At 56.2% G+C, this 23,105-nt stretch carries 22 protein-coding genes; 7 read left to right on the top strand and 15 right to left on the bottom strand.

Annotation, left to right across the window (positions count from 1 at the left end):
* Window positions 1–79: 79 nt before the first annotated feature.
* On the top strand, window positions 80–670 hold the full coding sequence (locus ACR42C_RS09480) for a metal-dependent hydrolase (protein ID WP_032644865.1): 591 nt from the start codon (window positions 80–82) through the stop codon (window positions 668–670).
* Between the two features lie 129 nt (window positions 671–799).
* The gene (gene tcyP / locus ACR42C_RS09475) at window positions 800–2,191 is read left to right on the top strand and encodes a cystine/sulfocysteine:cation symporter (protein ID WP_041910456.1); all 1,392 of its coding nucleotides are present in this window, start codon (window positions 800–802) and stop codon (window positions 2,189–2,191) included.
* 48 nt (window positions 2,192–2,239) lie between these two features.
* On the opposite strand, the gene cedA is transcribed toward tcyP, so the two are convergent.
* Entirely contained in the window at window positions 2,240–2,479 is a 240-nt protein-coding gene (gene cedA / locus ACR42C_RS09470; protein ID WP_028012805.1) for a cell division activator CedA, read from the bottom strand.
* 203 nt (window positions 2,480–2,682) lie between these two features.
* On the opposite strand from cedA, the gene katE reads away from it, so the two are divergent.
* Complete coding sequence (gene katE / locus ACR42C_RS09465) at window positions 2,683–4,932, top strand: catalase HPII (RefSeq protein ID WP_474482784.1); 2,250 nt, start codon at window positions 2,683–2,685, stop codon at window positions 4,930–4,932.
* A 614-nt stretch (window positions 4,933–5,546) separates the two neighbouring features.
* On the opposite strand, the gene chbG is transcribed toward katE, so the two are convergent.
* The 7 genes from chbG to osmE form a co-directional block, all read right to left on the bottom strand.
* Window positions 5,547–6,296 carry a chitin disaccharide deacetylase gene (gene chbG / locus ACR42C_RS09460; RefSeq protein ID WP_320720441.1) on the bottom strand — a complete coding sequence of 250 codons (750 nt, stop codon included), beginning with the start codon at window positions 6,294–6,296 and terminating at the stop codon, window positions 5,547–5,549.
* An 11-nt stretch (window positions 6,297–6,307) separates the two neighbouring features.
* The gene (locus ACR42C_RS09455) at window positions 6,308–7,663 is read right to left on the bottom strand and encodes a 6-phospho-beta-glucosidase (RefSeq protein ID WP_163328926.1); all 1,356 of its coding nucleotides are present in this window, start codon (window positions 7,661–7,663) and stop codon (window positions 6,308–6,310) included.
* Window positions 7,664–7,772: 109 nt separating this feature from the next.
* Window positions 7,773–8,591: a transcriptional regulator ChbR gene (gene chbR / locus ACR42C_RS09450; RefSeq protein ID WP_226857504.1), complete on the bottom strand. Its 819-nt coding sequence runs from the start codon at window positions 8,589–8,591 to the stop codon at window positions 7,773–7,775.
* A gap of 29 nt (window positions 8,592–8,620) precedes the next feature.
* The gene (gene chbA, locus ACR42C_RS09445) at window positions 8,621–8,968 is read right to left on the bottom strand and encodes a PTS N,N'-diacetylchitobiose transporter subunit IIA (RefSeq protein WP_028012800.1); all 348 of its coding nucleotides are present in this window, start codon (window positions 8,966–8,968) and stop codon (window positions 8,621–8,623) included.
* 47 nt (window positions 8,969–9,015) lie between these two features.
* Window positions 9,016–10,374: a PTS N,N'-diacetylchitobiose transporter subunit IIC gene (chbC, locus tag ACR42C_RS09440; protein WP_028012799.1), complete on the bottom strand. Its 1,359-nt coding sequence runs from the start codon at window positions 10,372–10,374 to the stop codon at window positions 9,016–9,018.
* Between the two features lie 80 nt (window positions 10,375–10,454).
* Window positions 10,455–10,772 (bottom strand): PTS N,N'-diacetylchitobiose transporter subunit IIB, encoded by a 318-nt coding sequence (gene chbB, locus ACR42C_RS09435; RefSeq protein ID WP_014883474.1) that lies wholly within the window; start codon window positions 10,770–10,772, stop codon window positions 10,455–10,457.
* Between the two features lie 281 nt (window positions 10,773–11,053).
* Complete coding sequence (gene osmE / locus ACR42C_RS09430) at window positions 11,054–11,398, bottom strand: osmotically-inducible lipoprotein OsmE (protein ID WP_003857836.1); 345 nt, start codon at window positions 11,396–11,398, stop codon at window positions 11,054–11,056.
* Between the two features lie 232 nt (window positions 11,399–11,630).
* On the opposite strand from osmE, the gene nadE reads away from it, so the two are divergent.
* Together nadE and cho are read left to right on the top strand one after the other, a co-directional pair.
* Window positions 11,631–12,455, top strand: a complete 825-nt coding sequence (nadE, locus tag ACR42C_RS09425) for an ammonia-dependent NAD(+) synthetase (protein WP_316379296.1) — start codon at window positions 11,631–11,633, stop codon at window positions 12,453–12,455.
* 148 nt (window positions 12,456–12,603) lie between these two features.
* Window positions 12,604–13,482: an excinuclease Cho gene (cho, locus tag ACR42C_RS09420; RefSeq protein WP_439206519.1), complete on the top strand. Its 879-nt coding sequence runs from the start codon at window positions 12,604–12,606 to the stop codon at window positions 13,480–13,482.
* On the opposite strand, the gene ves is transcribed toward cho, so the two are convergent.
* From ves to astC, 7 genes are all read right to left on the bottom strand, one after another.
* On the bottom strand, window positions 13,460–14,017 hold the full coding sequence (gene ves / locus ACR42C_RS09415) for an environmental stress-induced protein Ves (protein ID WP_045261590.1): 558 nt from the start codon (window positions 14,015–14,017) through the stop codon (window positions 13,460–13,462). The two genes, cho and ves, sit on opposite strands and share 23 nt — an antisense overlap.
* A gap of 298 nt (window positions 14,018–14,315) precedes the next feature.
* Entirely contained in the window at window positions 14,316–14,810 is a 495-nt protein-coding gene (spy, locus tag ACR42C_RS09410) for an ATP-independent periplasmic protein-refolding chaperone Spy (protein WP_116340531.1), read from the bottom strand.
* A gap of 336 nt (window positions 14,811–15,146) precedes the next feature.
* The gene (gene astE / locus ACR42C_RS09405) at window positions 15,147–16,112 is read right to left on the bottom strand and encodes a succinylglutamate desuccinylase (protein WP_116340533.1); all 966 of its coding nucleotides are present in this window, start codon (window positions 16,110–16,112) and stop codon (window positions 15,147–15,149) included.
* A 10-nt stretch (window positions 16,113–16,122) separates the two neighbouring features.
* Complete coding sequence (gene astB / locus ACR42C_RS09400; RefSeq protein ID WP_479985045.1) at window positions 16,123–17,448, bottom strand: N-succinylarginine dihydrolase; 1,326 nt, start codon at window positions 17,446–17,448, stop codon at window positions 16,123–16,125.
* Window positions 17,435–18,922 carry a succinylglutamate-semialdehyde dehydrogenase gene (gene astD, locus ACR42C_RS09395; RefSeq protein ID WP_163328914.1) on the bottom strand — a complete coding sequence of 496 codons (1,488 nt, stop codon included), beginning with the start codon at window positions 18,920–18,922 and terminating at the stop codon, window positions 17,435–17,437. The genes astB and astD overlap by 14 nt, the downstream gene beginning before the upstream one ends.
* Window positions 18,919–19,953 (bottom strand): arginine N-succinyltransferase, encoded by a 1,035-nt coding sequence (gene astA, locus ACR42C_RS09390; protein ID WP_163328912.1) that lies wholly within the window; start codon window positions 19,951–19,953, stop codon window positions 18,919–18,921. Before astA ends, astD begins: the two co-directional genes overlap by 4 nt.
* Window positions 19,950–21,170 (bottom strand): succinylornithine/acetylornithine transaminase, encoded by a 1,221-nt coding sequence (astC, locus tag ACR42C_RS09385; RefSeq protein WP_479985044.1) that lies wholly within the window; start codon window positions 21,168–21,170, stop codon window positions 19,950–19,952. Before astC ends, astA begins: the two co-directional genes overlap by 4 nt.
* 433 nt (window positions 21,171–21,603) lie before the next feature.
* On the opposite strand from astC, the gene xthA reads away from it, so the two are divergent.
* Entirely contained in the window at window positions 21,604–22,410 is an 807-nt protein-coding gene (xthA, locus tag ACR42C_RS09380) for an exodeoxyribonuclease III (RefSeq protein WP_116340543.1), read from the top strand.
* A gap of 57 nt (window positions 22,411–22,467) precedes the next feature.
* Complete coding sequence (locus tag ACR42C_RS09375) at window positions 22,468–23,100, top strand: TVP38/TMEM64 family protein (RefSeq protein WP_479985043.1); 633 nt, start codon at window positions 22,468–22,470, stop codon at window positions 23,098–23,100.
* The last annotated feature ends 5 nt before the right edge of the window (window positions 23,101–23,105 follow it).

The raw sequence follows: 23,105 nt of genomic DNA, 5'->3' as shown, positions 1-23,105 counted from the left end.
AACAGTTACACCGTCACCTCTTTCGCCCACTGTATAAAAACCCTATACTGTATAAATTGACAGTTTTGTGGGTTTTATCATGACGGCGGAAGGCCACCTGCTTTTTTCAATTGCGTGCGCAGTATTTGCCAAAAACGCAGAGCTCACTCCCGTGCTTGCACAGGGAGACTGGTGGCATATTGTCCCTTCCGCCGTATTAACCTGCCTGCTGCCCGATATTGACCACCCGAAATCCTTCCTCGGGCAGCGGCTGAAGTGGGTGTCTAAGCCCATCGCCCGCGCGTTCGGCCACCGCGGGTTTACCCACAGTCTGCTGGCCGTGTTTGGCCTGCTAACGCTTTTCTATTTAAAAGTCCCAGAAAGCTGGATAGTGCCGGGCGATGCCATCCAGGGGATGGTGCTGGGTTATTTAAGCCATATCCTCGCCGATATGCTGACGCCCGCGGGCGTACCGCTGCTGTGGCCCTGCCGCTGGCGTTTTCGTTTTCCGATCCTTGCGCCGCAGAAAGGGAACCAGCTTGAACGCGTGCTGTGCATGGCGCTGTTCGCGTACGCCGTCTGGATGCCGCAAACCTTGCCCGAAAACAGTGCAGTGCGCTGGTCTTCCCAGATGATCAATTCGCTGCAATTTCAGTTCAATCGTTTTATTCATCACCAGATTGAACAGTAAACCAACAAAATCATTCCATTTGTCATAAACCATTCCATTTGGATATAAGCGCCACATCACACTTCTGCTAACCTTCCGCCAACAGGATCGGGAAAAACCGATCCCACATAATAAATCAGGAGAACGGGGATGAATTTTCCACTCATCGCGAACATAGTCGTGTTCGTCGTATTACTATTGCTTCTCGCGCAGGCGCGTCACAAACAGTGGAGCCTGGCGAAAAAAGTGCTGGTGGGCCTGGTCATGGGTGTGGCGTTTGGTCTGGCCTTACACGCCGTCTACGGCTCCGATAGCCCGGTACTGAAAGAGTCCATCCAGTGGTTCAACATTGTCGGTAACGGCTACGTTCAGCTGCTGCAGATGATCGTTATGCCGCTGGTGTTCGCCTCTATTCTGAGCGCCGTTGCCCGCCTGCACAACGCGACCCAGCTGGGTAAAATCAGCTTTCTGACGATTGGTACGCTGCTCTTTACCACGCTGATTGCCGCCCTGGTGGGGGTGCTGGTTACCAACCTGTTTGGCCTGACCGCCGAAGGTCTGGTTCAGGGTACCGCTGAAACGGCGCGTCTGACTGCCATTCAAACTAACTACGTGGGTAAAGTGGCTGACCTGACGGTTCCGCAGATGGTGCTCTCCTTCATTCCGAAGAACCCGTTTGCTGACCTGACCGGTGCAAGTCCAACCTCTATTATCAGCGTGGTGATCTTCGCGGCTTTCCTGGGCGTGGCGGCGCTTAAGCTGCTGAAAGACGATGCGCCGAAAGGCGAACGCGTGCTGACCGCTATTGATACCCTGCAAAGCTGGGTGATGAAGCTGGTCCGTCTGGTCATGCAGCTGACGCCATACGGCGTTCTGGCGCTGATGACCAAAGTGGTAGCTGGCTCTAACCTGCAGGACATCATTAAACTGGGCAGCTTCGTTGTCGCCTCTTATCTGGGTCTGGGCATTATGTTCGTGGTGCACGGTATCCTGCTCGGCGTAAACGGCGTCAGCCCGCTGAAATACTTCCGCAAAGTCTGGCCAGTACTGACCTTCGCCTTCACCAGCCGTTCCAGCGCCGCGTCTATTCCGCTGAACGTTGAAGCGCAGACCCGTCGTCTGGGCGTGCCGGAATCCATCGCCAGCTTCTCTGCCTCCTTTGGTGCCACAATTGGTCAAAACGGCTGTGCGGGGCTCTACCCGGCGATGCTGGCAGTGATGGTTGCCCCGACCGTGGGTATCAACCCGCTGGATCCGGTCTGGATCGCCACGCTGGTCGGGATTGTTACCATCAGCTCCGCAGGCGTTGCAGGTGTTGGCGGTGGCGCAACCTTCGCCGCGCTGATTGTGCTGCCCGCGCTGGGCCTGCCCGTTACGCTGGTCGCCCTGCTGATCTCCGTTGAACCGCTGATCGACATGGGCCGTACCGCGCTGAACGTGAGCGGTTCCATGACTGCCGGTACGCTGACCAGCCAGTGGCTGAAGCAGACCGACAAAGCCATTCTGGAAAGTGAAGACGACGCCGAGCTGGCGCACCGTTAATCACGGTAGAAATAAAAAAACCGCCTGATGGCGGTTTTTTTATGGCTGTTATTCTTCAACCTCTTCATCCTGGCGGATTTGCGTCGCCCATCGCTGGGCTGACTCCGGCACGGAAAACGCCGGCGACCGGCGGAAATGTTCACCCATCAGGACAAAAGCCACATATTTACCGCGAAGCAGCCAGACATCACGAAAACCATCCACTTTCAGGGCATGGTCAGGCGGCGCGGGCTCAACGCGGGGCACATAGCTAATAACCTGGCGGTTTTGTTGACGAAGAGGTTTCATAAGCGACGGATTCACTAAAGCAAATTCTTGAAGCAGGAAAATTCTATGATAGCCGATCCTGCTACCTTACGTCGCGCTCCGAGTGGGTGAGATGGCTCCTTTCGTTAATGGCGAGATGTGAAAACTCTTAGTTCGCGAGCCATCTCACGACATTGTTCTATCCTTAATAGGGTTTTTAGCAATGGATAAAGGAGAAGCGTGCAATGTCGAACAAAGATAAAACACATCAATCACCGATTCATGGCACTGAAGAATCTCAACCGGGTATGGACTCTCTCGCCCCTGCTGACGGCTCTCACCGCCCCTCGCCTGGCCCTTCAGCCCCTGGCGAACAGCCAACCGCGCCGGGAAGCATGAAATCGCCGGATACTGGAAACGAGAAGCTGAAATCGCTTGAGCCGCACCGCAAAGGCAGCGAAGGTTTTGCGCTCACCACCAATCAGGGCGTGCGGATTGCTGACGATCAAAACTCCCTTCGCGCAGGCGCGCGCGGGCCAACCCTGCTGGAAGATTTCATCCTGCGGGAAAAAATTACCCATTTTGACCACGAGCGCATTCCTGAACGCATCGTTCACGCGCGCGGCTCGGCTGCACACGGCTACTTCCAGCCCTATAAGAGCCTGAAAGCGATCACCAAAGCGGATTTCCTTTCTGACCCGGATAAAATCACCCCGGTATTTGTGCGTTTCTCCACCGTGCAGGGCGGCGCAGGTTCGGCAGACACGGTCCGAGATATCCGCGGCTTTGCCACTAAGTTTTATACCGAAGAGGGTATTTTCGATCTGGTGGGCAACAATACCCCGGTGTTTTTCATTCAGGATGCGCATAAATTTCCTGACTTTGTCCATGCGGTAAAACCGGAGCCCCACTGGGCCATACCCCAGGGCCAAAGCGCGCACGATACCTTCTGGGACTATGTCTCCCTGCAGCCTGAAACCTTACACAACGTGATGTGGGCGATGTCCGACCGGGGCATTCCGCGCAGCTATCGCACGATGGAAGGGTTCGGTATTCATACTTTCCGCATGATCAATGCGGAAGGTAAAGCCACGTTTGTGCGCTTCCACTGGAAGCCGGTAGCGGGCAAAGCCTCGCTGGTGTGGGATGAAGCACAGAAGCTCACCGGGCGCGATCCGGACTTCCATCGTCGCGAGCTGTGGGAATCGATTGAAGCGGGCGACTTCCCGGAGTACGAACTGGGCCTGCAGCTTATTCCGGAAGAGGACGAGTTTAAGTTCGATTTCGACCTGCTTGACCCGACCAAACTCATTCCTGAGGAGCTGGTGCCGGTACAGCTGGTGGGGAAAATGGTGCTCAACCGCAACCCGGATAATTTCTTTGCCGAAAACGAGCAGGCCGCGTTCCACCCGGGCCATATCGTACCGGGGCTGGATTTCACCAACGATCCGCTGTTACAGGGCCGTCTGTTCTCGTATACCGATACGCAGATTAGCCGTCTTGGCGGGCCGAACTTCCACGAGATACCGATTAACCGCCCAACCTGCCCGTACCATAACTTCCAGCGCGACGGGATGCACCGTCAGGATATTGATACCAACCCGGCGAACTATGAGCCGAACTCCATCAACGATAACTGGCCGCGAGAAACCCCGCCGGGGCCGAAACGCGGCGGATTCGAATCTTATCAGGAACGTATCGACGGCAACAAAATTCGCGAGCGTAGCCCTTCGTTCGGCGAGTATTACGCCCACCCTCGCCTGTTCTGGAACAGCCAGACGCCGATTGAGCAACAGCACATCATCGGCGGCTTTAGCTTCGAGCTCAGCAAAGTGGTGCGCACCTATATCCGCGAGCGGGTGGTCGATCAGCTGGCACATATTGATATTCAGCTTGCCCAGAGCGTGGCGGATAACCTGGGCATTACGCTAACGGACGAGCAGCGCAACCTTGCTCCGCCGAAAGAGGTTAACGGCGTGAAGAAAGATCCGTCGTTGAGCCTGTATGCGGTGCCTGGAGGCTCGATTAAAGGCCGCGTGGTCGCCATCCTGCTGAACGATAAAACCCGCGCCAGCGACGTGCTGGGGATCATGCAGGCGCTGAAAACCCAGGGCGTGCATGCGAAACTGCTTTATTCCCGCATGGGGGAAGTGACCGCCGATGACGGCTCCGTGCTGCCGGTGGCGGCGACCTTTGCCGGGGCACCATCGCTGACCGTCGATGCAGTGATTGTGCCGTGCGGGGATATTGACAGCCTACTGAACAACGGTGACGCCGTGTATTATCTGCTGGAAGCCTATAAGCACCTGAAACCGATCGCGCTGTCCGGCGACGCGCGACAGTTTAAGGCGCAGCTGAAGGTTGCCGATCAAGGTGAGGATGGCATTGTCGAGGGCGATAACGTGGACGATGCCTTTATGACGAAGCTGTTTGACCTGCTCGCCGCGCACCGCGTCTGGTCACGCAGCAGTAAGATTGACCAGATACCGGCCTAAAAATACCCTCACCCCGGCCCTCTCCCTGAAAGGGAGAGGGTGAAATGCAGACCTGTGCTCGTATTACAGGCAGCACCGCCCGGTTCCCTCGCCCCTTTGGATAAAGGATGTTAAAAAGTGTTCACCATGTCCCCGAACCGTACACCCCTGAAAGGGAGAGGGTGAAATGCAGACCTGTGCTCGCATTACAGACAGCACCGCCCGGTTCCCTCGCCCCTTTGGATAAAGGATGTTAAAAAGTGTTCACTATGTCCCCGAACCGTACACCCTGAAAGGGAGAGGGAGAAATGCAGACCTGTGCTCGTATTACAGGCAGCACCGCCCGGTTCCCTCGCCCCTTTGGATAAAGGATGTTAAAAAGTGTTCACTATGTCCCCGAACCGTACACCCTGAAAGGGAGAGGGAGAAATGCAGACCTGTGCTCGTATTACAGGCAGCACCGCCCGGTTCCCTCGCCCCTTTGGATAAAGGATGTTAAAAAGTGTTCACCATGTCCCCGGACCGTACACCCCTGAAAGGGAGAGGGAGAAATGCAGACCTGTGCTCGCATTACAGACAGCACCGCCCGGTTCCCTCGCCCCTTTGGGGAGAGGGTTAGGGTGAGGGGGAATTTCTCACAGATCCCCAAACGTCCCCAGACGATACCCACGCTCGGCAATCGCATACTTCAGCGACGCCGACGTTAGCACGTCCAGCTCAGCGAGGCGCGGCCAGCAGTAGGCGCTTTTCCGCACTGTGTTATCGACAAAAGCAGGATGCGCCATAACTTCCAACGACCGTTCCCCCCTGGCGGCGGAATCTTCCAGCACCTTCAGGAACAGCCCTTCGTCGATCTCATCGCCGTAAAAGGCACTGCTGAACCCCTCAGTGGTTGCCACGGCGCAGTCCTGCACGCCCCGCACCTCACGATCCACGCGCATCGCCACGCCTTTGCGTTGGGCAAACGCCGCAACGATCGGGAAAATCGCCGGGATCATGTGCGCATGATGGTGGCTGTCAATATGCGTCGGCGCCTTGCCAAACAGATCAACAAAGCGGTTGTACTGGCAGTCCAGCTCACGGGCAATCTCTTCGAGCGGCAGAGCGTCCTGCTCCGCCAGCTCCCAAATCCATTTGCCCAGCAGGCCGTCGCGCGTCAGGCCCGGCATTGGCGAAAGCGGCATCCCGAGCGTCAGCACAAAATGCATGCCGACGCCCAACTCCGGCACCTCGCGGCTCAGCTGCGCCGCGTGTTCAACCGCCTCACCATTCACCAGTGCCGTGGTAGAGGTTACAACCCCCCGACGACAGGCTTCAATAATGCCGTAGTTCTGACCTTTAGAGAGGCCAAAGTCATCAGCATTAACGATCAGCAGGTTTTCCATTGTGCGTCCTCTCAGTGATGTTTGAACTTCAGCTTCTCGATCGTGGCGGCAAAGTTCGGCAACCATTTTTCATGCGCCAGGATCATCTCGCTGGCCAGCTGCTCCGCATCGCGGTCGGAATGCACCAGCGGGCTAAGGTTCAGCGCCAGAAGCACGTCATTGAGCTCGCCGCTCAGCGCTGCATTGCTTGCCGCCACTTCAAAGCCTTTGATGGTGTGGATCAGGCCCATGACCTTATCATCGAAGTGGGTGATGCGTGGATGCGGTTTAGCGCCATCGCGTCCCAGGATGCAGGTCATCTCAACCGCCCAGTCAGCCGGGATATTGTCGATATGGCCGTGATGCGGCACGTTGACATAGTGCTCCGCCTGCTTGTCGTTGTAGATGGCGTTGATCACTTCACACGCCGCATCAGAATAATAGGCCCCGCCGCGCTGCTCCAGCGCTTTCGGTTTAACGTTCAGGTTCGGATCTTTATACAAATCGAACAGCTGCTTCTCAACTTTCTGAACGATCTGCGCGCGCGCGCCGCCCTTATAGTACTCGCCCATTTCGATGGCCAGCATCTCTTTCTGCTTGAAGTAGTAAAGCAGGTACGAGCACGGCAGCAGATTCAGCGAGCGGATAAGCCCTTCGCTGAACGGCAGGTCAAAGATGTTCTTCACGGAGGCCGCGGTCAGGCGACCGGAAGCCACGCCGTCGAGCAGCTCGGCAAAGCGCGATTTTCCGTTCACGATGACGTCCTTAATGAACACCAAGTGGTTCAGGCCGAACAGGTCGATAGAAAGATCGTCACTGTCGGTCAGCTCCAGCACGTCGCGGATAAACATCTTCATGCCGATCGGGATATTGCAGACGCCGATAAAGCGTTTGAAACTGGTATGACGATAAACCGCCTCGGTCACCATTCCGGCCGGGTTAGTGAAGTTAATCACCCACGCGTTCGGGCAGACCTCTTGCACATCTTTTACGATGTCGAAAATCACCGGAATGGTACGCAGGCCTTTGAACAGGCCGCCCGCGCCGTTGGTCTCCTGCCCCAGATAGCCGTGGCTCAGCGGAATACGCTCGTCCAGCTCGCGCGCTTTCAGTTGGCCGACGCGCAGCTGGGTAGTGACGAAATCCGCATCCTTCAGCGCCAGGCGACGATCGACGGATTTATGCACGGTCATAGGCACGCCCGCTTTCTCAACCATGCGCTTGCACAGGTCGAAAATAATATCCAGCTTCTCCTGACCTTCCTCAACATCCACCAGCCATAATTCGCTGACCGGTAATTCGTGATAGCGTTTTAAAAAGCCTTCAAGTAATTCCGGGGTATAGCTGCTGCCGCCGCCAATGGTTACGACTTTTAATTTCTTTTGCATAATATCTCCCTTAGCGTATCAGGTTAATCGCCTGCAAGGTATAGCGTACTCTTCCCGCTATTTGGGCAAGCCATTAAAGCAATATTTGTGGCGGGTAACCCGCCGAAAGTTAATTAATTACCGTTAAATTCTTCCGGTAGCTGTTCGGTGTGAATGACGTCAATTTCTTAAAAGTTTTAATAAACAGACTGGGACTGCTGTATCCTGACTCATACGCAATATCGGTGACAGAATAGTTGGTAATTTCCAGCTGTTTTTTGGCAAAGTTAATGCGGATTTCATTAATAATTTGCACCGGCGTTTTACGATAATAACGCTGCGTCGCGCGGGTCAGATATTCCTGGGATTTCCCCGAGAGGGATATCATATTTTCCAGCGCATTTTCGCTGAACTGGCCTTTATCGTGCATCAGTTCCACGGTGCTGCGCAGCCACTGTGGAACATCATCCGTCACCTGCTGCTCTTCACGGTGATGCCGCAACCGGTTCATCACGTAGAAGGTCACCGTTTCAATAAACTCATCAAATTCATTGTCGCGGAAGTTAAGCGAGGCGATGACCGTTTCAATCCAGGTCATGAACTCGTTTTTCACACGGTATACCTGGGACGCCACAAAGCAGAACGGCACCAGCGGCAGATAGTGCTTCTCAAAGAAGCGTCTGCTGACGCCCACGTTCAGAATGCGGGTCGCGCCAAATTCGTAAAAGCTCTGGTGATAGGAACCCATCGGCAGGAAGACAAAATCCCCTCGCTCTAGCAGGACGCGCTTACCGTTGATCTCCTGGTAGTAGCGCCCGGTCAGAACAATCGTGAACTCATAGTAGTCATGCTGGTGCAGACCGCTGGCGCTCTCCGTCTTGTTGTAGATAACCACGTGAAAATTTTTGCCATTAAACAGTTGCTGTTCAAATGCGGTTTTGATTTCCATCGTGCTGACCTCCTGCTGCTCAATCCGACTTAATGCATTTTCTCGTGAAGCTCAATCAACTCCGCCACCAGCTCGCGCGCCAGCATGGACGTCATCAGGTGATCCTGTGCGTGTACCAGCACCAGACTGACCTTCATCTTCCCTTCGCCCTGGTCGCTTTCAATCAGCTTTGTCTGCACCAGGTGCGCTTCGTTCAGCGCCGTGCGGGACTGCTCCATCATGGTTTTCGCGGCGGCGAAATCGCCCTGCTTGGCCTGCTTCAGTGCGGCATACGCCAGGCTGCGCGCCTGACCGGAGTTGATGATGAGGCCCATCACCACTTCTTCGAGATCGTTCTCTGCGGCTTCGTCTGCGACGATACTATCCAAATCTAACATGTTTAAGCTCCTTGTGGCTGGCGCGGGCTTTCCCGCGCCGGTCAATCTTAGAATTTCAGTGAGAGGGCAATTTCCTCTTCGCTCTCTTCTTCATCAATGATGGTGGCGGCTTTGTTCGCAATCGCCACGAATGGCATGTACAGCAGGGTGGCAATCCCGAGGTTGAATATCGCCAGCAGGAAGGCCGCGACGCTACCGTTGGTGTTAAAGAACGCGCCCAGACCTGCCGGCATGGTCCACGGCGCAATGTTGGTGATCGGTGGAATAATACCCATGTAATAGGCCGTCAGGGTGATCGCTGCCAGCAGCGGCTGCACCAGAATGAACGGGATAAACATTACCGGGTTCATGATGATTGGCAGACCGAACAGAATCGGCTCGTTAATCTGGAAGATGCCCGATGGCAGCGCCAGTTTCGCCACCTGACGGTAGTCAGCGCGACGAGAGACAATAAAGACCGCGATGATCAGACCCAGGGTCGCCCCGGTACCACCCAGGAAGATATAGGAGTCAAGCATCGGCTTCGCCCACACATGGAAGGTTTTACCTGCCGCCAGCGCCGCATCAACGGAGCCGTACTGCTGGTAAAGCGCAACGTTTTCCAGTGCCCATGGGGTCATAATCCCGCTGTCCAGCGCGGCCAGTGCCAGTGAACCATGCACGCCGAAGAACCACAGCAGAGAGGTGAAAATCACATACGCCCAACCGACCACGCCACCCATCGACGCCAGCGGCGTAGAGATAGAGTCCATGATGATCTGGTGGAAGTTCGTGCCCCAGTGAGAGAGCGCCCAGGCGATAATCCCCATGATGGAGAGAATAATGAAGCCTGGGATCAACGCGGAAAATGAACGAGAAACGGAGGCCGGTACGCTATCCGGCAGACGGATGACCCAGTTGCGACGGATAATAAAGGTGAACATTTCTGCCACCACCAGGCCGATAACAATACCGGAGATAATGTTGGCGCCACCCAGCCAGTTCGCGCCGACGGCATACGCCTCCCCCACGCTGTATGGCGTGACGGTCATAAACGCGGCAACGGATAATAACCCGGCGGCCAGCGGATCCACTTTCCGCTCTTCAGCCAGCGCCATCCCGATAAAGAAAGGCGCCATCAGCGACATAATACCCAACGTACCGTTATAGACGTTGCCGCCGATGGCTTTAAAACCATTAAGGGTTTCAATAGTGGAAGCGTCTAACCGAATTCCTAATGAATAAAAGAAGGAACCTTCACCGAAGCTAAGAAAAACGTTGTTAATTAAAACGAACATGGCCCCTGCCAGCGTCAACGGCATTAATTTAATAAAACCGTTTTTGATGGCATTAACGTGAGGCTGCTTTCCTATTTTAACAGCAAAAGGAAGGAGTACCTTTTCAAGTGAAGCGATGACTTTACTCATAGGAAAATACCCTTAAATGCCGTAACGCATGTTACGGCGTAATTGTGTGTGAAATAACTCTTTGACGGGAAAAATAAAAATTAATTAGCAGCTTTTTTAATGGCTGCCACAGCAGCTTTTAGTACACCTAAACCATCAATCTTGCCGTACAGCCCCGAGTCGATCACCTCGACCGGTTTATTCGGTAACAGTCGTTGAATTTCGGGCAGCATGTAGGCAATTTGCGGCCCCAGTAAAACAACATCGGCTTTCTGGCCTTTTTCGCCCGCCAGCGTCTCTGGAAACGCTTCAATCACCACAGGGACTTCATACTTTTCAGCCTGCGCGCGCATCTTTGACACCAGAAGCGAGGTTGACATGCCGGCTGAGCAGAACAGGTAGATATGTTTCTTTTCCATCGTAATTTCCCTCTTGTAGGACTACCTGCCGTCGCGCTATCACTCGACTCGCTGTCCCGGCAGACAGGTAGCTTGCATACTGTTGTTTATCGTTGGAGTGAGTATACGCAATGGTACAGACAGGGGATAATTCTGGATAGACTCAAATTGTCTCTCATTGACCTGGCTTGTTGACTCCCTTCACATTTCAGGCAAATAATTCGCGCAAAGAAATAAGATTTACGTATGCATAAAAAAACCGGCCCATGGGCCGGCTTATTAACATCGTCAGGCAAGCAGGGTTACTGCGCCTTAGGTGCCTGCGGATCGGTGTCGTATTCAGCACAGGTCTGATAGCCGGAGTTAATCACATGTCCGGTATCATCCAGCGCGACGAAGTAGGTCTCTGCCTTACCATCACGTTGACCCAGGATATAGGTCTGACACGTACCGCGCGCGTGAATCATGGTGACTTCAGAAGAAGGCTTGCCGGCGATTGCAGCCACCTGCGAACGGGTCATCCCTTTTTTAACGTCTTTAACCACGGGCTGGGTAAACTGATCCTTGGTGCGATCGTAAGCTGTACACCCTGCCAGCATCGTCAGTACCGCCGCTGCGCTAAGAATTCCTGCTACGTTCTTGTTCATATTCCGTCCTCTTGTTTATCAGCGTGTTATCTAAGCATGGAATAAAAAGTACTATTGTTCAACTTTGTGATTTATGCCAGACGAATTTCGGAAAATTCTAATAAAACAACGATAACCTGCTAAATCGCCGCAAATTAACGCACTCGAAACTGTGATCCTTGTCGTTTTCCGCCCAAAGGTTTAGTTTTAACAGTTAACACATTCTGTTTATGTTCTGCATACGGAGGGCATGATGGCTCTGCAACAAGAGATTATTCAGGCGCTGGGCGCAAAGCCTGCGATAGATGCACATGAAGAGATCCGCCGCAGCGTGGATTTTTTAAAGTCGTACTTAAAAAAGAACGCTTTCCTGAAATCCCTGGTGCTGGGCATCAGCGGCGGGCAGGACTCAACCCTGACCGGTAAACTCTGTCAAATGGCGATTTCAGAGCTTCGCGAAGAGACGGGCGATGACGCGCTGCAGTTTATCGCTGTGCGTTTGCCTTATGGCGTACAGGCGGACGAACAGGACTGCCAGGATGCCATCGCCTTCATCCAGCCTGACCGCGTGCTCACCGTCAATATTAAAGGCTCGGTGCTGGCAAGCGAGCAGGCGCTTCGCGAAGCGGGCATTGAGTTGAGCGATTTTGTGCGCGGCAACGAGAAAGCGCGCGAGCGCATGAAAGCGCAGTACAGCATCGCCGGGATGACCAAAGGCGTTGTGGTAGGCACCGACCATGCAGCAGAAGCGATCACCGGTTTCTTCACCAAATACGGCGATGGCGGCACCGACATAAACCCGATTTTCCGTCTCAACAAGCGACAGGGCAAGCAGCTGCTCGCCGCGCTGGGCTGCCCTGAGCACCTGTACAAGAAAGCACCGACAGCGGATCTGGAAGACGATCGCCCTTCCCTGCCGGATGAAGCTGCCCTTGGCGTTACCTATGACAACATTGATGACTATCTGGAAGGCAAAACGCTGGATGAAGGTACCGCGAAAATTATCGAAGGCTGGTATCTGAAAACCGAGCACAAGCGCCACACGCCAATTACGGTATTTGACGACTTCTGGAAATAAACGCATCTCCACAAACTTATGCGAGCAGTGGAGAATCCCCTCTCCCCTATGGGGAGAGGGTTAGGGTGAGGGGCAGCCGCCACCCGGCTCTTTTTTAACCACAGCACACCTGCTACACTGTATACCTGAACAGTATATGGAGCAGTATGTGAGCAGGCGTCAATCCGCCCCGCGTCTTGAGTTTGAAGCGGCGGCTATCTATGAATATCCCGAACATCTCCGCCCCTGGCTTGAGGCGTTGCCCAAACAGCCGGGCGTGTACATCTTTCACGGTGAAAGCGAGACCCTGCCGCTCTACATCGGCAAAAGCGTTAACATTCGCAGCCGGGTATTATCCCACCTGCGTACCCCGGACGAGGCCGCCATGCTGCGCCAGTCGCGACGCATTACCTGGTTCCAGACGGCGGGAGAAATGGGCGCGCTGTTGCTGGAAGCCCGGCTGATAAAGGAGCAGCAGCCGCTCTTTAATAAGCGCCTGCGACGCAACCGCCAGCTCTGCTCCCTGCAGATCGCCGACGGCAAGCCGCAGGTGGTGTACGCCCGCGAAGTCGATTTTTCACATGCCCCTAATCTCTTTGGATTATTCGCAAACAAGCGTGCGGCCCTGCAGTCTCTCCAGGCGCTCGCCGACGAGCTGCAGCTATGCTACAGCCTTTTAGGGTTAGAGGGCACCACGCGGGGCCGCGCCTGTTTTCGCTCCGCGCTGAAGCGCTGCGCAGGCGCCTGCTGCGGGAAAGAGAGCCTTGAGGCGCATCACACCCGTCTCCTCAGCGGTCTGGCGGCCATCAGCGTCAACTGCTGGCCGTGGGACGGCGCCGTTGCGCTAAAAGAGGTGGGTGAAACCATGACGCAGTATCACATCGTCAATAACTGGCTCTGGCTGGGGGCTGTCGATGATTTAAGCGACGCGGCAACCCTGTTGCGCACCCCCGCCGGATTCGACCACGACGGCTACAAAATCCTCTGCAAGCCCGTCTTAGCGGGCAAGTTCGAGGTCATCGCGCTCAGTGACCCGGCAGCCAGTTAATTTCACTGAACAGCAGGGTACCCTGTGACTCCAGCAGACGCAGAGTATGGGTCCCCTCCTGCCAGCTGGCGCCCTGATCGGCCGTCAGCAATTTATCACCCAGCTGCCATGCCCCGCTTAATACAAACACCACGCCTCCGCGCGAGCCAAAGGTGGTAAAGGTACGATCGGCAACCCGTACCTTCGCCTGACAGCAGTCGCGCCGGGTCATGATGTTGAAGTCCATCGCCATCCTGCCATCGGAAAGCAGCGCCTTCACCGGCAAATCGCCGGCAAAACTGTAAGGCTGATGCTGTTTAAGGGTATGGCAGAACGCCTGACCGGCATCCAGCGTCACCTCCCCGCCTTCCAGCAGCGTAATTACCCGGTCGACACCGGGAAACGAAGAGAATTCGCCGTTGCTGGCGATGGTCGCGATACTGGCACGCCAGAAAAAATCGCGCGTCGCGGGAGGAATACAGCAAATTTCTCGCGTTTCGCCGGCACCATTGCGCCAGAGGCTGACCGGCATCTTACGAATATCAAAGAACTCCATCACCACTCCTGAATGGCACAACCCGTGCCAGGGCAAGGATATCGCTATCCTTGCAGTCTTGTTTGTTATCGTTAGAGATTCACAGACACAGTATCGGCAGCAGAGCGGGCAGGCCTTAGAGGAGCGTTAGTAAAAAAAGCTAACGCCATGACTCTACAAACATTCTCTGAAGCGACTACAGGAGAATACCGCGCTGGCGGCGGCAGACAAGAGGGCAGAATAGAAAAACCGCCGGTCCTGTCCACAGCGATTGCGCTTTTGTGGACAGGATCCCGGCGGTCTTAAGAGAGTGAACCGATTATTCGGTTGGTGCTGGCATTTTACCTTCCATCGCCGGACGTTCTGTCAGACGCTTCTCAAAATTGGCATTAAACTGTTTTTTCTGTTCCGGGGTCAGAATGTTGTAGATCTTGTTCTGGGTTTCCATGTGAGCCAGCATGCGGGCTTTATGCTGCTCGGCCATTTTGTCGATCTGCGCTTCAGCTTTCGCCTTATCGAAGCTGTCGCTGGCAATGATGTCATGCATTGCGCGGCGCTCTTCCAGCGGAGGACGCTTCATCTGGTCGCGCTGGCTTTTCATGATCTCGCGGATCTGCTGCTTCTGCGCGTCCGTCAGGTTCAGATCTTTAAACATCATCATTTCATGGTGCATACCCGGCTTGCCTTGATGATGCATCATCATTTTGCCCTCAGCCGGCGCGGCAGCGGTGGTTGCGGTATCTGCGGCGAACGCCATGCTGGTAGCGCCCAGAGCCAGGGTAGAAGCAACAAACAGTGCAGTAAACTTACGCATAATTTATTTCCTTTCTTTCAGTTATTCTTCGGCGCTATGCCGTGTTGACGAGATTAACTTTACGGGGTTTATCGTCAATTAGTCAGAGCAACGGTAAAACAATGAAAGTGTAAAAAACAATTTTTCGCCAAATGTGGAGGAAATAAGGATAAAGCGTGGAGAGTTGCAACAAAAAATATTCAACGCGATGATTTTAAAGATATTTAGCAGAAGTATAACGGAGTGAAGGTGAATAATAAAGCAATTCGCCAGGAATATTCCGTAAAACAAGTCAGAGCGCTTTAATCGCTAAGAAAACATTTTTACTTCCCCTCCCGGATGACGAGAGGGGAAAGGTCAGGAGAGTTTTTCCAGCATCAGACCGGCTCGCAGGCCAAACGCCACTGTGGGGTTAGGGAACAGCACATATTCGGTTGTTTTCTGCACCTCATAACGATCTTCGCCATCTTCCGCAAGCAGCGCCCCTTTGCGAAACGGCGTGAAGTTCAGGGTATGCGCGGCCATATGAAGCTGGAAAGCATTGCTACGGCGGGTGATCTGCTGTACGACCCGGTACCGCTCAACGGGCTGATGTGCGTGCTCGGGAGCTGTCCCACCGAGCAGCGCCCGAAGCGCGAGACGCGTTGGCGCAAAGCGCGTAAGATCGTTCTGTCCGAACGGTAGTGCTTTTCCCAGCTCCAGCGTACAGGACAGCGCACCGAAGTTTTCACAGGTAAAGTGCGTAAACGTTCCGCCCGGCGACTGATGGAACACCAGCGCCTCCAGCCCGGCATCCCCGAGCCAGCTCAAAAAGCCCTCATCCCACGGCTGATTGCGCTGCGGCAGAACGCCGAAGCGCACATGGTAAGAGGCGCGGATCGCCGTATGCAGATCGAGATGCCAGCGCGCTGGCCCCGCCGCGGCAAAAAACGTCGTCACGACGTTCTCCAGCCACTGAGCGCGCGCTGTTTCGTCGCTCTGCGGGAACTGCGACCAGCGACCGCCAAACATGCGGTTAATATCACTCACCAGGTACCGTTTGTTTTGCGCCAGCGCAGGCGGGTTGCCAAGCACCACCAGCACGCGGCACGCAAGGGTGATTTCTCCGCGATAAAGCGCGCGCAGCAGCCCATCGACAATCTCAACGGGTGCGGTTTCATTCCCGTGAATCCCAGTGGAAAGCAGCAGCGAGAGATCGCTTTTTGCGCTCGGCGTCAGCTCAAGCACCCCGCGCCCCTGCCACCGCCAGCGGAATGAGGGGCCTTCCCCCTCGCTCTGTTCCGGCGTTTCATCCGCCAGGGTCAGCGCCAGTAAATTTTCCATACCCACTCCTCTAGCGCTGGAACGGATAAACCGATCCCAGCTGCAGGATTGTCGATAACGCGTCCAGCGCCTCGCGCCCTTCGCGCAGCAGCTGCGGGTCGACCAGATCGGCCTGCGTTAACCGGTCGCGATAGTAGCGATCTACCCAGTCGTTCAGGGTGTTGAACAGCGCCTCATTCATCATCACAGCCGGGTTAACGGCCTGCATTTCATTCGACGTTAACACGACCCGCAGGCGCAGACAGGCGGGACCACCGCCGTTGGCCATGCTTTCGCGCAGGTCAAAGACGCGAAGCTCGTCAATCGGGTTATCGGCCTTCACCAGTTCAGTGAGATGGCGCCACACGCCCTGATGATCCCGGGACTCCTGCGGTAGCACCAGCATCATGCTACCGTCATCGCGGCTCAGCAGTTGGCTGTTGAACAGATAGGTTTCGACCGCGTCCTGCACGCTGACCGCCTGCGTTGGCACCTGAATCGGCATAAAGCCGGGCACGCGTTCGCGCAGCGTGGCAAGCAGCTTCTCCTGATGGGCAAAGGCCTGCTCATGACAGAACAGCACCTGGCGGTTGGACACAGCAATCACGTCGTTATGAAACACCCCCTGATCGATCACCTGCGGGTTCTGCTGGGCAAAAATAACCTGTGAGGGATTGACCTGGTTCAGGCGGGCCACCGCCTGGCTGGCCGCCAGCGTCTGACGCGCTGGATAACGGACCGGGGCGGAATGCCCGCCCTCCTCGCGCCCGTAAATAAACAGCTGCACGGCGGGATCGCCGTAATCGCCCCCCAGACGGTTATGGTTGGCCGCACCTTCGTCGCCAAACATCGCCACCTGCGGCAGGGCCTGATGGACCTCAAAATGGGCGTCATGCTTGAAAATGGCGCGCAGCACGCGCTCGGTGGTGTCCGCTTCGGTGGCGCGGTGGAATTTGTTGTTCAAGTTCGCCACCGTCAGGTGGACTTTGCCATCCAGCGTATCGGCTGACGGGGCGACGGTCGCCGCGTTGGCCACCCACATTGAGGAGGCGGAGCTCGCGGCAGAGAGCAGGTGCGGCGTCTGCGTGCCCGCTTTTTCGACCACCTGCTCATCGCTGCCGGTGAAACCGAGCTGGCGCAGCACGGCCACGTTCGGGCGTTCCTGCGGCGGGATCACCGCCTGCGGGAAACCGGCATCCGCCAGCGCCTTCATTTTTAGCAGCCCCTGCTTCGCCGCCAGTTTCGGGTTGGAGACCTGAAAGCGGTGCTTCGTCGAGGCTTCGTTACCAAAAGAGAGACCGGCATAGTGGTGCGTAAGCCCCACCAGCCCGTCAAAGTTAACTTCACGCGCTTTCATGTCGAGCCCCTTCGCTAAAGTCCAGCCCCGGGTTGAGCGTCTCCGGCAGCGTCAGCGCCGGGGTTTCCAGGCTCGCCATCGGCCACGCACAGTAATCGGCGGCATACCACGCGCTGGCGCGATGGTTACCGGATGCCCCTACGCCGCCGAACGGCGCGGTGCTCGCCGCCCCGGTCAGCGGTTTATTCCAGTTCACGATCCCGGCGCGCGCTTCCAGCAGCAGGCGATCAAACTTCTCGCGATGCGGTGAAATCAGCCCGCTCGACAGGCCGTAGCGGGTGTTATTGGCCATCGCAATGGCCGCGTCAAAATCGTCGTAACGCCAGACGCACAGCAGCGGGCCAAACACCTCTTCATCCGGCACGTTGCTCGCGCCACTCATCTCAACGATGCCCGGCGTCAGCAGCGAGGTACCCGGCTGAACCTGCTTCGGCTCCAGCAGGCTTTTCGCGCCGCGCGCGACGTGGTCCTGCCAGGCCTTCAGCACGTTCAGCGCGGCCTGTTCGGAAATCAGCCCGCCGATAAACGGTTGCGGGTCGGCATCCCACGCGGCAGGCACCAGACGCGCGCTCACCTCTACCAGACGTTTCAGGAAGGCATCCCCCTGCGCGCCGCGCTTGACCAGCAGGCGGCGAGCGCAGGTACAGCGCTGTCCGGCGGTAATAAAGGCGGACTGGATCGTCAGGTGCACCGCGGCGTCGATATCGTCAGGGTCTTCCACAATCAGCGGGTTGTTGCCCCCCATCTCCAGCGCCAGGATTTTTTCCGGCTGGCCCGCCAGCTGGCGGTGCAGCTGATAACCCGTTCCGGCGCTGCCGGTAAACAGCAGGCCGTCAATATCGCTCAGCGCACTGAGCGCCTGGCCGGTTTCCCGTCCGCCCTGCACGAGGTTCAGTACGCCCGGCGGCAGGCCAGCCTGTTCCCATAGCTTCACCACTGCCTCGCCGGTTAACGGCGTGAGCTCGCTCGGTTTGAAGATAACGGTATTGCCCGCCAGCAGCGCGGGCACAATGTGGCCATTCGGCAGATGCCCCGGGAAGTTATACGGGCCAAACACCGCCAGCACGCCGTGCGGACGGTGGCGCAGCGTGGCCGCGCCGTCCGGCATCTCGGTATGTTGTTCGCCGGTGCGGGTGTGGTACGCCTTGACCGAAATAGCGATCTTATTAATCATCGCCGTCACTTCGGTTGCCGCTTCCCAGCGCGGTTTACTGGTTTCAGACGCGATGATGCGCGTCAGTTCGGCTTTGTTCGCCTCCAGCAGACCGGCAAACTTTTCAACAATCCCCTGGCGCTCGGTGAAAGGCTGTTTTGCCCACGCGGGAAACGCGCGGCGCGCGGCACGGCAGGCCTGCTCGACCTGCGCGGCGCTGGCGTCATTCCCCTTCCAGAGAACTTCTTTTCCAACCGGATTGGTCTTTGTGCGCTGTTCGCCTTCGCCCGTGACCCAGTCACCGTTAATCCATAATGTCATGCTGTTTTCTCCTCAGGGCAGAGACGCACCAGGCGAACCGTATCGCCGGCGTTACATTTCAGGGCATCCAGCTCAGCCGCCGTCAGCACCAGACGTTCACATTTCGGGTTGGCCCGCACCAGCATGGCACGGAAGTTGGCGTAATTTTCGTTCGCCACCAGGCAAGCTGGCCAGTCACCCGGCGCAGGCTGGCCTTCGGATACCTCAACCAGGCGGCTTTTGCGGATCGCGCGCACGCGGTCAATATCGCACTCAAGCGTCGGTCCGCCGTCAAAGATGTCGACGTAGTTACGGTAGCGGAAGCCCTCTTTCTCCAGCACCGCGCGGGCAGGCGCGGTTTGCGGATGCACTTCACCGATCACCGCCTGCGCTTCCGGCGTTAAGAAATGGGTATAGATAGGATGTTTAGGCATCAGCTCGGCAATAAAGGCCTTCTGGCCCGTGCCGCAGAGATAGTCCGCCCGGCTGAACTCCATCGAGAAGAAGCGCTCGCCCAGGCTCTCCCAGAAGGGAGAGTAGCCTTTGTCGTCGATCACGCCGCGCATCTCTGCCACCACTTTTTCATTAAAGCGATCGCGGAAGGCGGCCATAAACATAAAGCGAGATTTGGAGAGCAGATAGCCGTTGCCCTCTTTGCGCCACGCCGGGTCGAGGAACAGCGTGCAGAGCTCGCTGGCGCCCGTGTGGTCATTACAGAGAAACAGCGTGGGCAGCGCGTTATAGACGTTCAGCTCTTTCGAGGCGTGAACCATGGTGCCGACGCGGTAGTTGTACCACGGGTCGTTAAGCCCGACGGCCACTTCGATGGCGCAAATCCCGGCCACGCTCCCCGTGTCGGTGTCTTCCAGCACGAACACGTAACCCTGTTCGCTTTTTGGCAACGTCCCCTGCCAGGTTTGCAGGGCGCGCTCGATGCGCGCCGACAGCGTTTTTTCATCGGCAGGAAGCGAGGTCAGCCCGCCTCCCGTCTTACCGGCAAGCTGCATGAGCCCGGCGATATCGCCGCGCTCAACGGGACGGATGACCATCATGATGACACCCCGGATTTCACCTTGTCACACGCCAGCGCAAAACGGTCCAGACCGGTTTGCACCTCTTCCTCGCTGACGATCAGCGCAGGTGCGAAACGCACCACGTTGGCACCGGCAATCAGCACCATCACACCCGCTTTTGCCGCTTCCTGTGAAATAAGTTTAGCTTTTCCGGCAAACTCAGCGGTGAGCTCGCAGCCGATTAACAGCCCCAGACCGCGAATTTCTTTAAACAGGCCAAGCTTGCCGTTGATGGCGTTCAGGCGCTCAACGAACCACTCGTGACGCTGTTTAACGCCCTTCAGCACCTCAGGTGTGTTAATGATGTCAAGAACCTGTCCGGCGACGGCGGTCGCCAGCGGGTTGCCGCCGTAGGTCGTGCCGTGCGTGCCCACGGTCATCACGCTGGCGAATTTATCGGTAGTCAGCGTCGCGCCAATCGGGAAGCCGCCGCCCAGCGCTTTGGCGGTAGAGAGCACGTCCGGCGTCACGCCGTAGTGCATATAGGCATACAGCTCGCCGGTGCGGCCCACGCCGGTCTGCACTTCGTCGAAGATCAGGACCGCGTTGTGACGGTCGCACAGCTCGCGCAGCCCCTGAAGGAATGCCTTTTGCGCCGGAAGCACGCCGCCCTCGCCCTGCATCGGCTCGACGATCACCGCGCAGGTGGTGTCGTTAATCAGCTCGCTGGCGGACTGCAGGTCGTTATAGATGCCGTGGCGAATATCCGGCGGCAGCGGGGCAAAATCCTGTGAATAAGAAGGCTGGCCGCCCGCGCTCACGGTAAAGAGCGTGCGTCCATGGAAGGCATTTTTAAACGCCACAATCCCACTTTTGTGCGTACCAAACTTATCGTGGGCATATTTGCGCGCCAGCTTCAGCGCCGCTTCATTGGCTTCCGCCCCGGAGTTACAGAAAAAGACTTTTTCGGCAAAGGTCGCGTCAATCAGCTTTTTCGCCAGGCGCAGTGCGGGTTCGTTGGTAAAGCCATTGCCGGTATGCCAGAACTTCGCCGCCTGGTCATTCAGCGCCTGACGCAGCGCAGGGTGCGCATGACCCAGCGCATTGACCGCAATCCCACCTGCAAAGTCGATATACTCTTTACCCTGCTGATCCCACAGGCGTGAGCCTTCCCCGCGAACCGGAATAAAAGCCGCCGGAGCGTAAACCGGCATCATCCATTCATCGAAATTTTCACGCGTAATTGACAGAGACATAGCGACCTCATCCGGTAAATAAAAAGTTATTTGAATGTTAAATAATTGAGTGTTTGCACTGTGAATGTAGATTGCAGCCTTCGTGCCAGCCAGCGATAAAATTGCATAAACGGGTTGAGGTAACAGAATATCAACAAGTTACAACATGGAGTTATTCACTGTTAGTGCATAAAAAGTGAATATTTTTACGACAAGCGGCGCTTTGCCGCATGAAAATCAGAAAGAGTATGCAGAGGCCAAATATAATTCTGGAATTGTGATCGCTCGCGAAATTTATCGGCCATTTACGCCCTCTTTGGGGGCGAAGCGCGTCAGAATGGTGCAAATATTGCACCACCGGCATGATCTGTCGCAGTTATTGGTCGAACCCGGTAACAGTTGACGCAAATTCTGCTACCATCCATGCACTATTCACCTTGCACTGGCAGCGACTATGAAATTTGTCTCTTTTAATATCAACGGCCTGCGCGCCCGCCCCCATCAGCTTGAAGCCATTGTTGAGCAACATCAGCCAGATGTGATCGGCCTGCAGGAGACCAAGGTTCACGACGACATGTTCCCCCTCGAAGAGGTGGCGAAACTTGGCTATAACGTCTTTTACCACGGTCAGAAAGGTCACTATGGCGTCGCGCTGCTCACCAAAGATACGCCGGTTTCCGTGCGCCGCGGCTTCCCCGGCGACGGAGAAGAAGCGCAGCGCCGCATCATCATGGCGGAAGTGCCTTCCGCGCTCGGGAACATCACGGTCATTAACGGCTATTTCCCGCAGGGCGAGAGCCGCGATCACGAGACAAAATTCCCGGCCAAAGCGAAGTTTTATCAGGATCTACAGAATTACCTGACGACCGAACTGAAAAAAGAGAATCCGGTGCTGATCATGGGCGACATGAACATCAGCCCGACGGATCTCGATATCGGCATCGGCGAAGAGAACCGCAAGCGCTGGCTGCGCACCGGCAAATGTTCTTTCCTGCCGGAAGAGCGTGAGTGGATGGAGCGCCTGCTGGGCTGGGGCCTGGTGGATACCTTCCGCAGTGCCAACCCGGAAACGCAGGATCGCTTCTCGTGGTTTGACTACCGCTCAAAGGGCTTTGACGACAACCGCGGCCTGCGTATCGATCTGCTGCTGGCCAGCACGCCGCTGGCAGAGCGCTGCATCGAAACCGGAATCGACTACGACATCCGCAGCATGGAAAAACCGTCGGACCACGCGCCGGTATGGGCTAAATTCAAGCTGTAATCGCGCGTGAACATGCGAAAAACACTTTTCCTGTGCGCCCTTCTGGGCGCATTTCTTATGACATTTGTCTTTCTGCCGCCTGACACGCTCTCTCTGGCAGGAATTAAAACGCATCAGCAGACGTTACTCTCCCATGTCGACCGCGCGCCGCTGCATAGCGCGCTGATCTTCTTTGCGCTTTATGTTGCGGTTTCCGCCCTGTCGATACCCGGCGCAGCAGTTCTGACCCTGCTGGGCGGGGCGTTATTCACGCTGTGGGAAGGCACCGTGCTGGTTTCGTTTGCCTCCACGCTCGGGGCCACGCTGGCGATGCTCGCCAGCCGTTACCTGCTGCGCGACTGGGTGCAACGGCAGTTTGCCCGTCAGATGACAATGGTGAATGCCGGCATGGCGCGCGACGGCACGGGGTATCTTTTTGCCCTGCGCCTGATGCCGCTGTTCCCGTTTTTTCTGGTGAATTTGCTCATGGGGCTGACACGCATCACGGTGCGGCGCTACTGGTGGGTCAGCCAGGTCGCCATGCTGCCCGCGACGGTTGTCTTTCTGAACGCCGGGCGGGAGCTGGGAAAAGTGGCATCGCTTCGCGATATTTTGTCGCCGGGCATGGTATTCGCCTTTACACTACTGGGGTTATTACCGCTGGCCACGCGCCGGCTCTTATCCCGCTATCTCCCTTCTGCTAAAAAGTGAGGCAT

The organism is Enterobacter sp. MG-EB028, from assembly GCF_056673305.1.
The sequence above is the reverse complement of the archived record's forward strand: the minus strand, read 5'-3'. Positions and strand labels throughout refer to the sequence as shown.

Coding starts and splice junctions, on each gene's coding strand:
- ACR42C_RS09480 (WP_032644865.1), top strand. CDS start 80: ATGACGGCGGAAGGCCACCTGCTTTTTTCAATTGCGTGCGCAGTATTT.
- tcyP (WP_041910456.1), top strand. CDS start 800: ATGAATTTTCCACTCATCGCGAACATAGTCGTGTTCGTCGTATTACTA.
- cedA (WP_028012805.1), bottom strand. CDS start 2,479: ATGAAACCTCTTCGTCAACAAAACCGCCAGGTTATTAGCTATGTGCCC.
- katE (WP_474482784.1), top strand. CDS start 2,683: ATGTCGAACAAAGATAAAACACATCAATCACCGATTCATGGCACTGAA.
- chbG (WP_320720441.1), bottom strand. CDS start 6,296: ATGGAAAACCTGCTGATCGTTAATGCTGATGACTTTGGCCTCTCTAAA.
- ACR42C_RS09455 (WP_163328926.1), bottom strand. CDS start 7,663: ATGCAAAAGAAATTAAAAGTCGTAACCATTGGCGGCGGCAGCAGCTAT.
- chbR (WP_226857504.1), bottom strand. CDS start 8,591: ATGGAAATCAAAACCGCATTTGAACAGCAACTGTTTAATGGCAAAAAT.
- chbA (WP_028012800.1), bottom strand. CDS start 8,968: ATGTTAGATTTGGATAGTATCGTCGCAGACGAAGCCGCAGAGAACGAT.
- chbC (WP_028012799.1), bottom strand. CDS start 10,374: ATGAGTAAAGTCATCGCTTCACTTGAAAAGGTACTCCTTCCTTTTGCT.
- chbB (WP_014883474.1), bottom strand. CDS start 10,772: ATGGAAAAGAAACATATCTACCTGTTCTGCTCAGCCGGCATGTCAACC.
- osmE (WP_003857836.1), bottom strand. CDS start 11,398: ATGAACAAGAACGTAGCAGGAATTCTTAGCGCAGCGGCGGTACTGACG.
- nadE (WP_316379296.1), top strand. CDS start 11,631: ATGGCTCTGCAACAAGAGATTATTCAGGCGCTGGGCGCAAAGCCTGCG.
- ves (WP_045261590.1), bottom strand. CDS start 14,017: ATGGAGTTCTTTGATATTCGTAAGATGCCGGTCAGCCTCTGGCGCAAT.
- spy (WP_116340531.1), bottom strand. CDS start 14,810: ATGCGTAAGTTTACTGCACTGTTTGTTGCTTCTACCCTGGCTCTGGGC.
- astE (WP_116340533.1), bottom strand. CDS start 16,112: ATGGAAAATTTACTGGCGCTGACCCTGGCGGATGAAACGCCGGAACAG.
- astB (WP_479985045.1), bottom strand. CDS start 17,448: ATGAAAGCGCGTGAAGTTAACTTTGACGGGCTGGTGGGGCTTACGCAC.
- astD (WP_163328914.1), bottom strand. CDS start 18,922: ATGACATTATGGATTAACGGTGACTGGGTCACGGGCGAAGGCGAACAG.
- astA (WP_163328912.1), bottom strand. CDS start 19,953: ATGATGGTCATCCGTCCCGTTGAGCGCGGCGATATCGCCGGGCTCATG.
- astC (WP_479985044.1), bottom strand. CDS start 21,170: ATGTCTCTGTCAATTACGCGTGAAAATTTCGATGAATGGATGATGCCG.
- xthA (WP_116340543.1), top strand. CDS start 21,604: ATGAAATTTGTCTCTTTTAATATCAACGGCCTGCGCGCCCGCCCCCAT.
- ACR42C_RS09375 (WP_479985043.1), top strand. CDS start 22,468: ATGACATTTGTCTTTCTGCCGCCTGACACGCTCTCTCTGGCAGGAATT.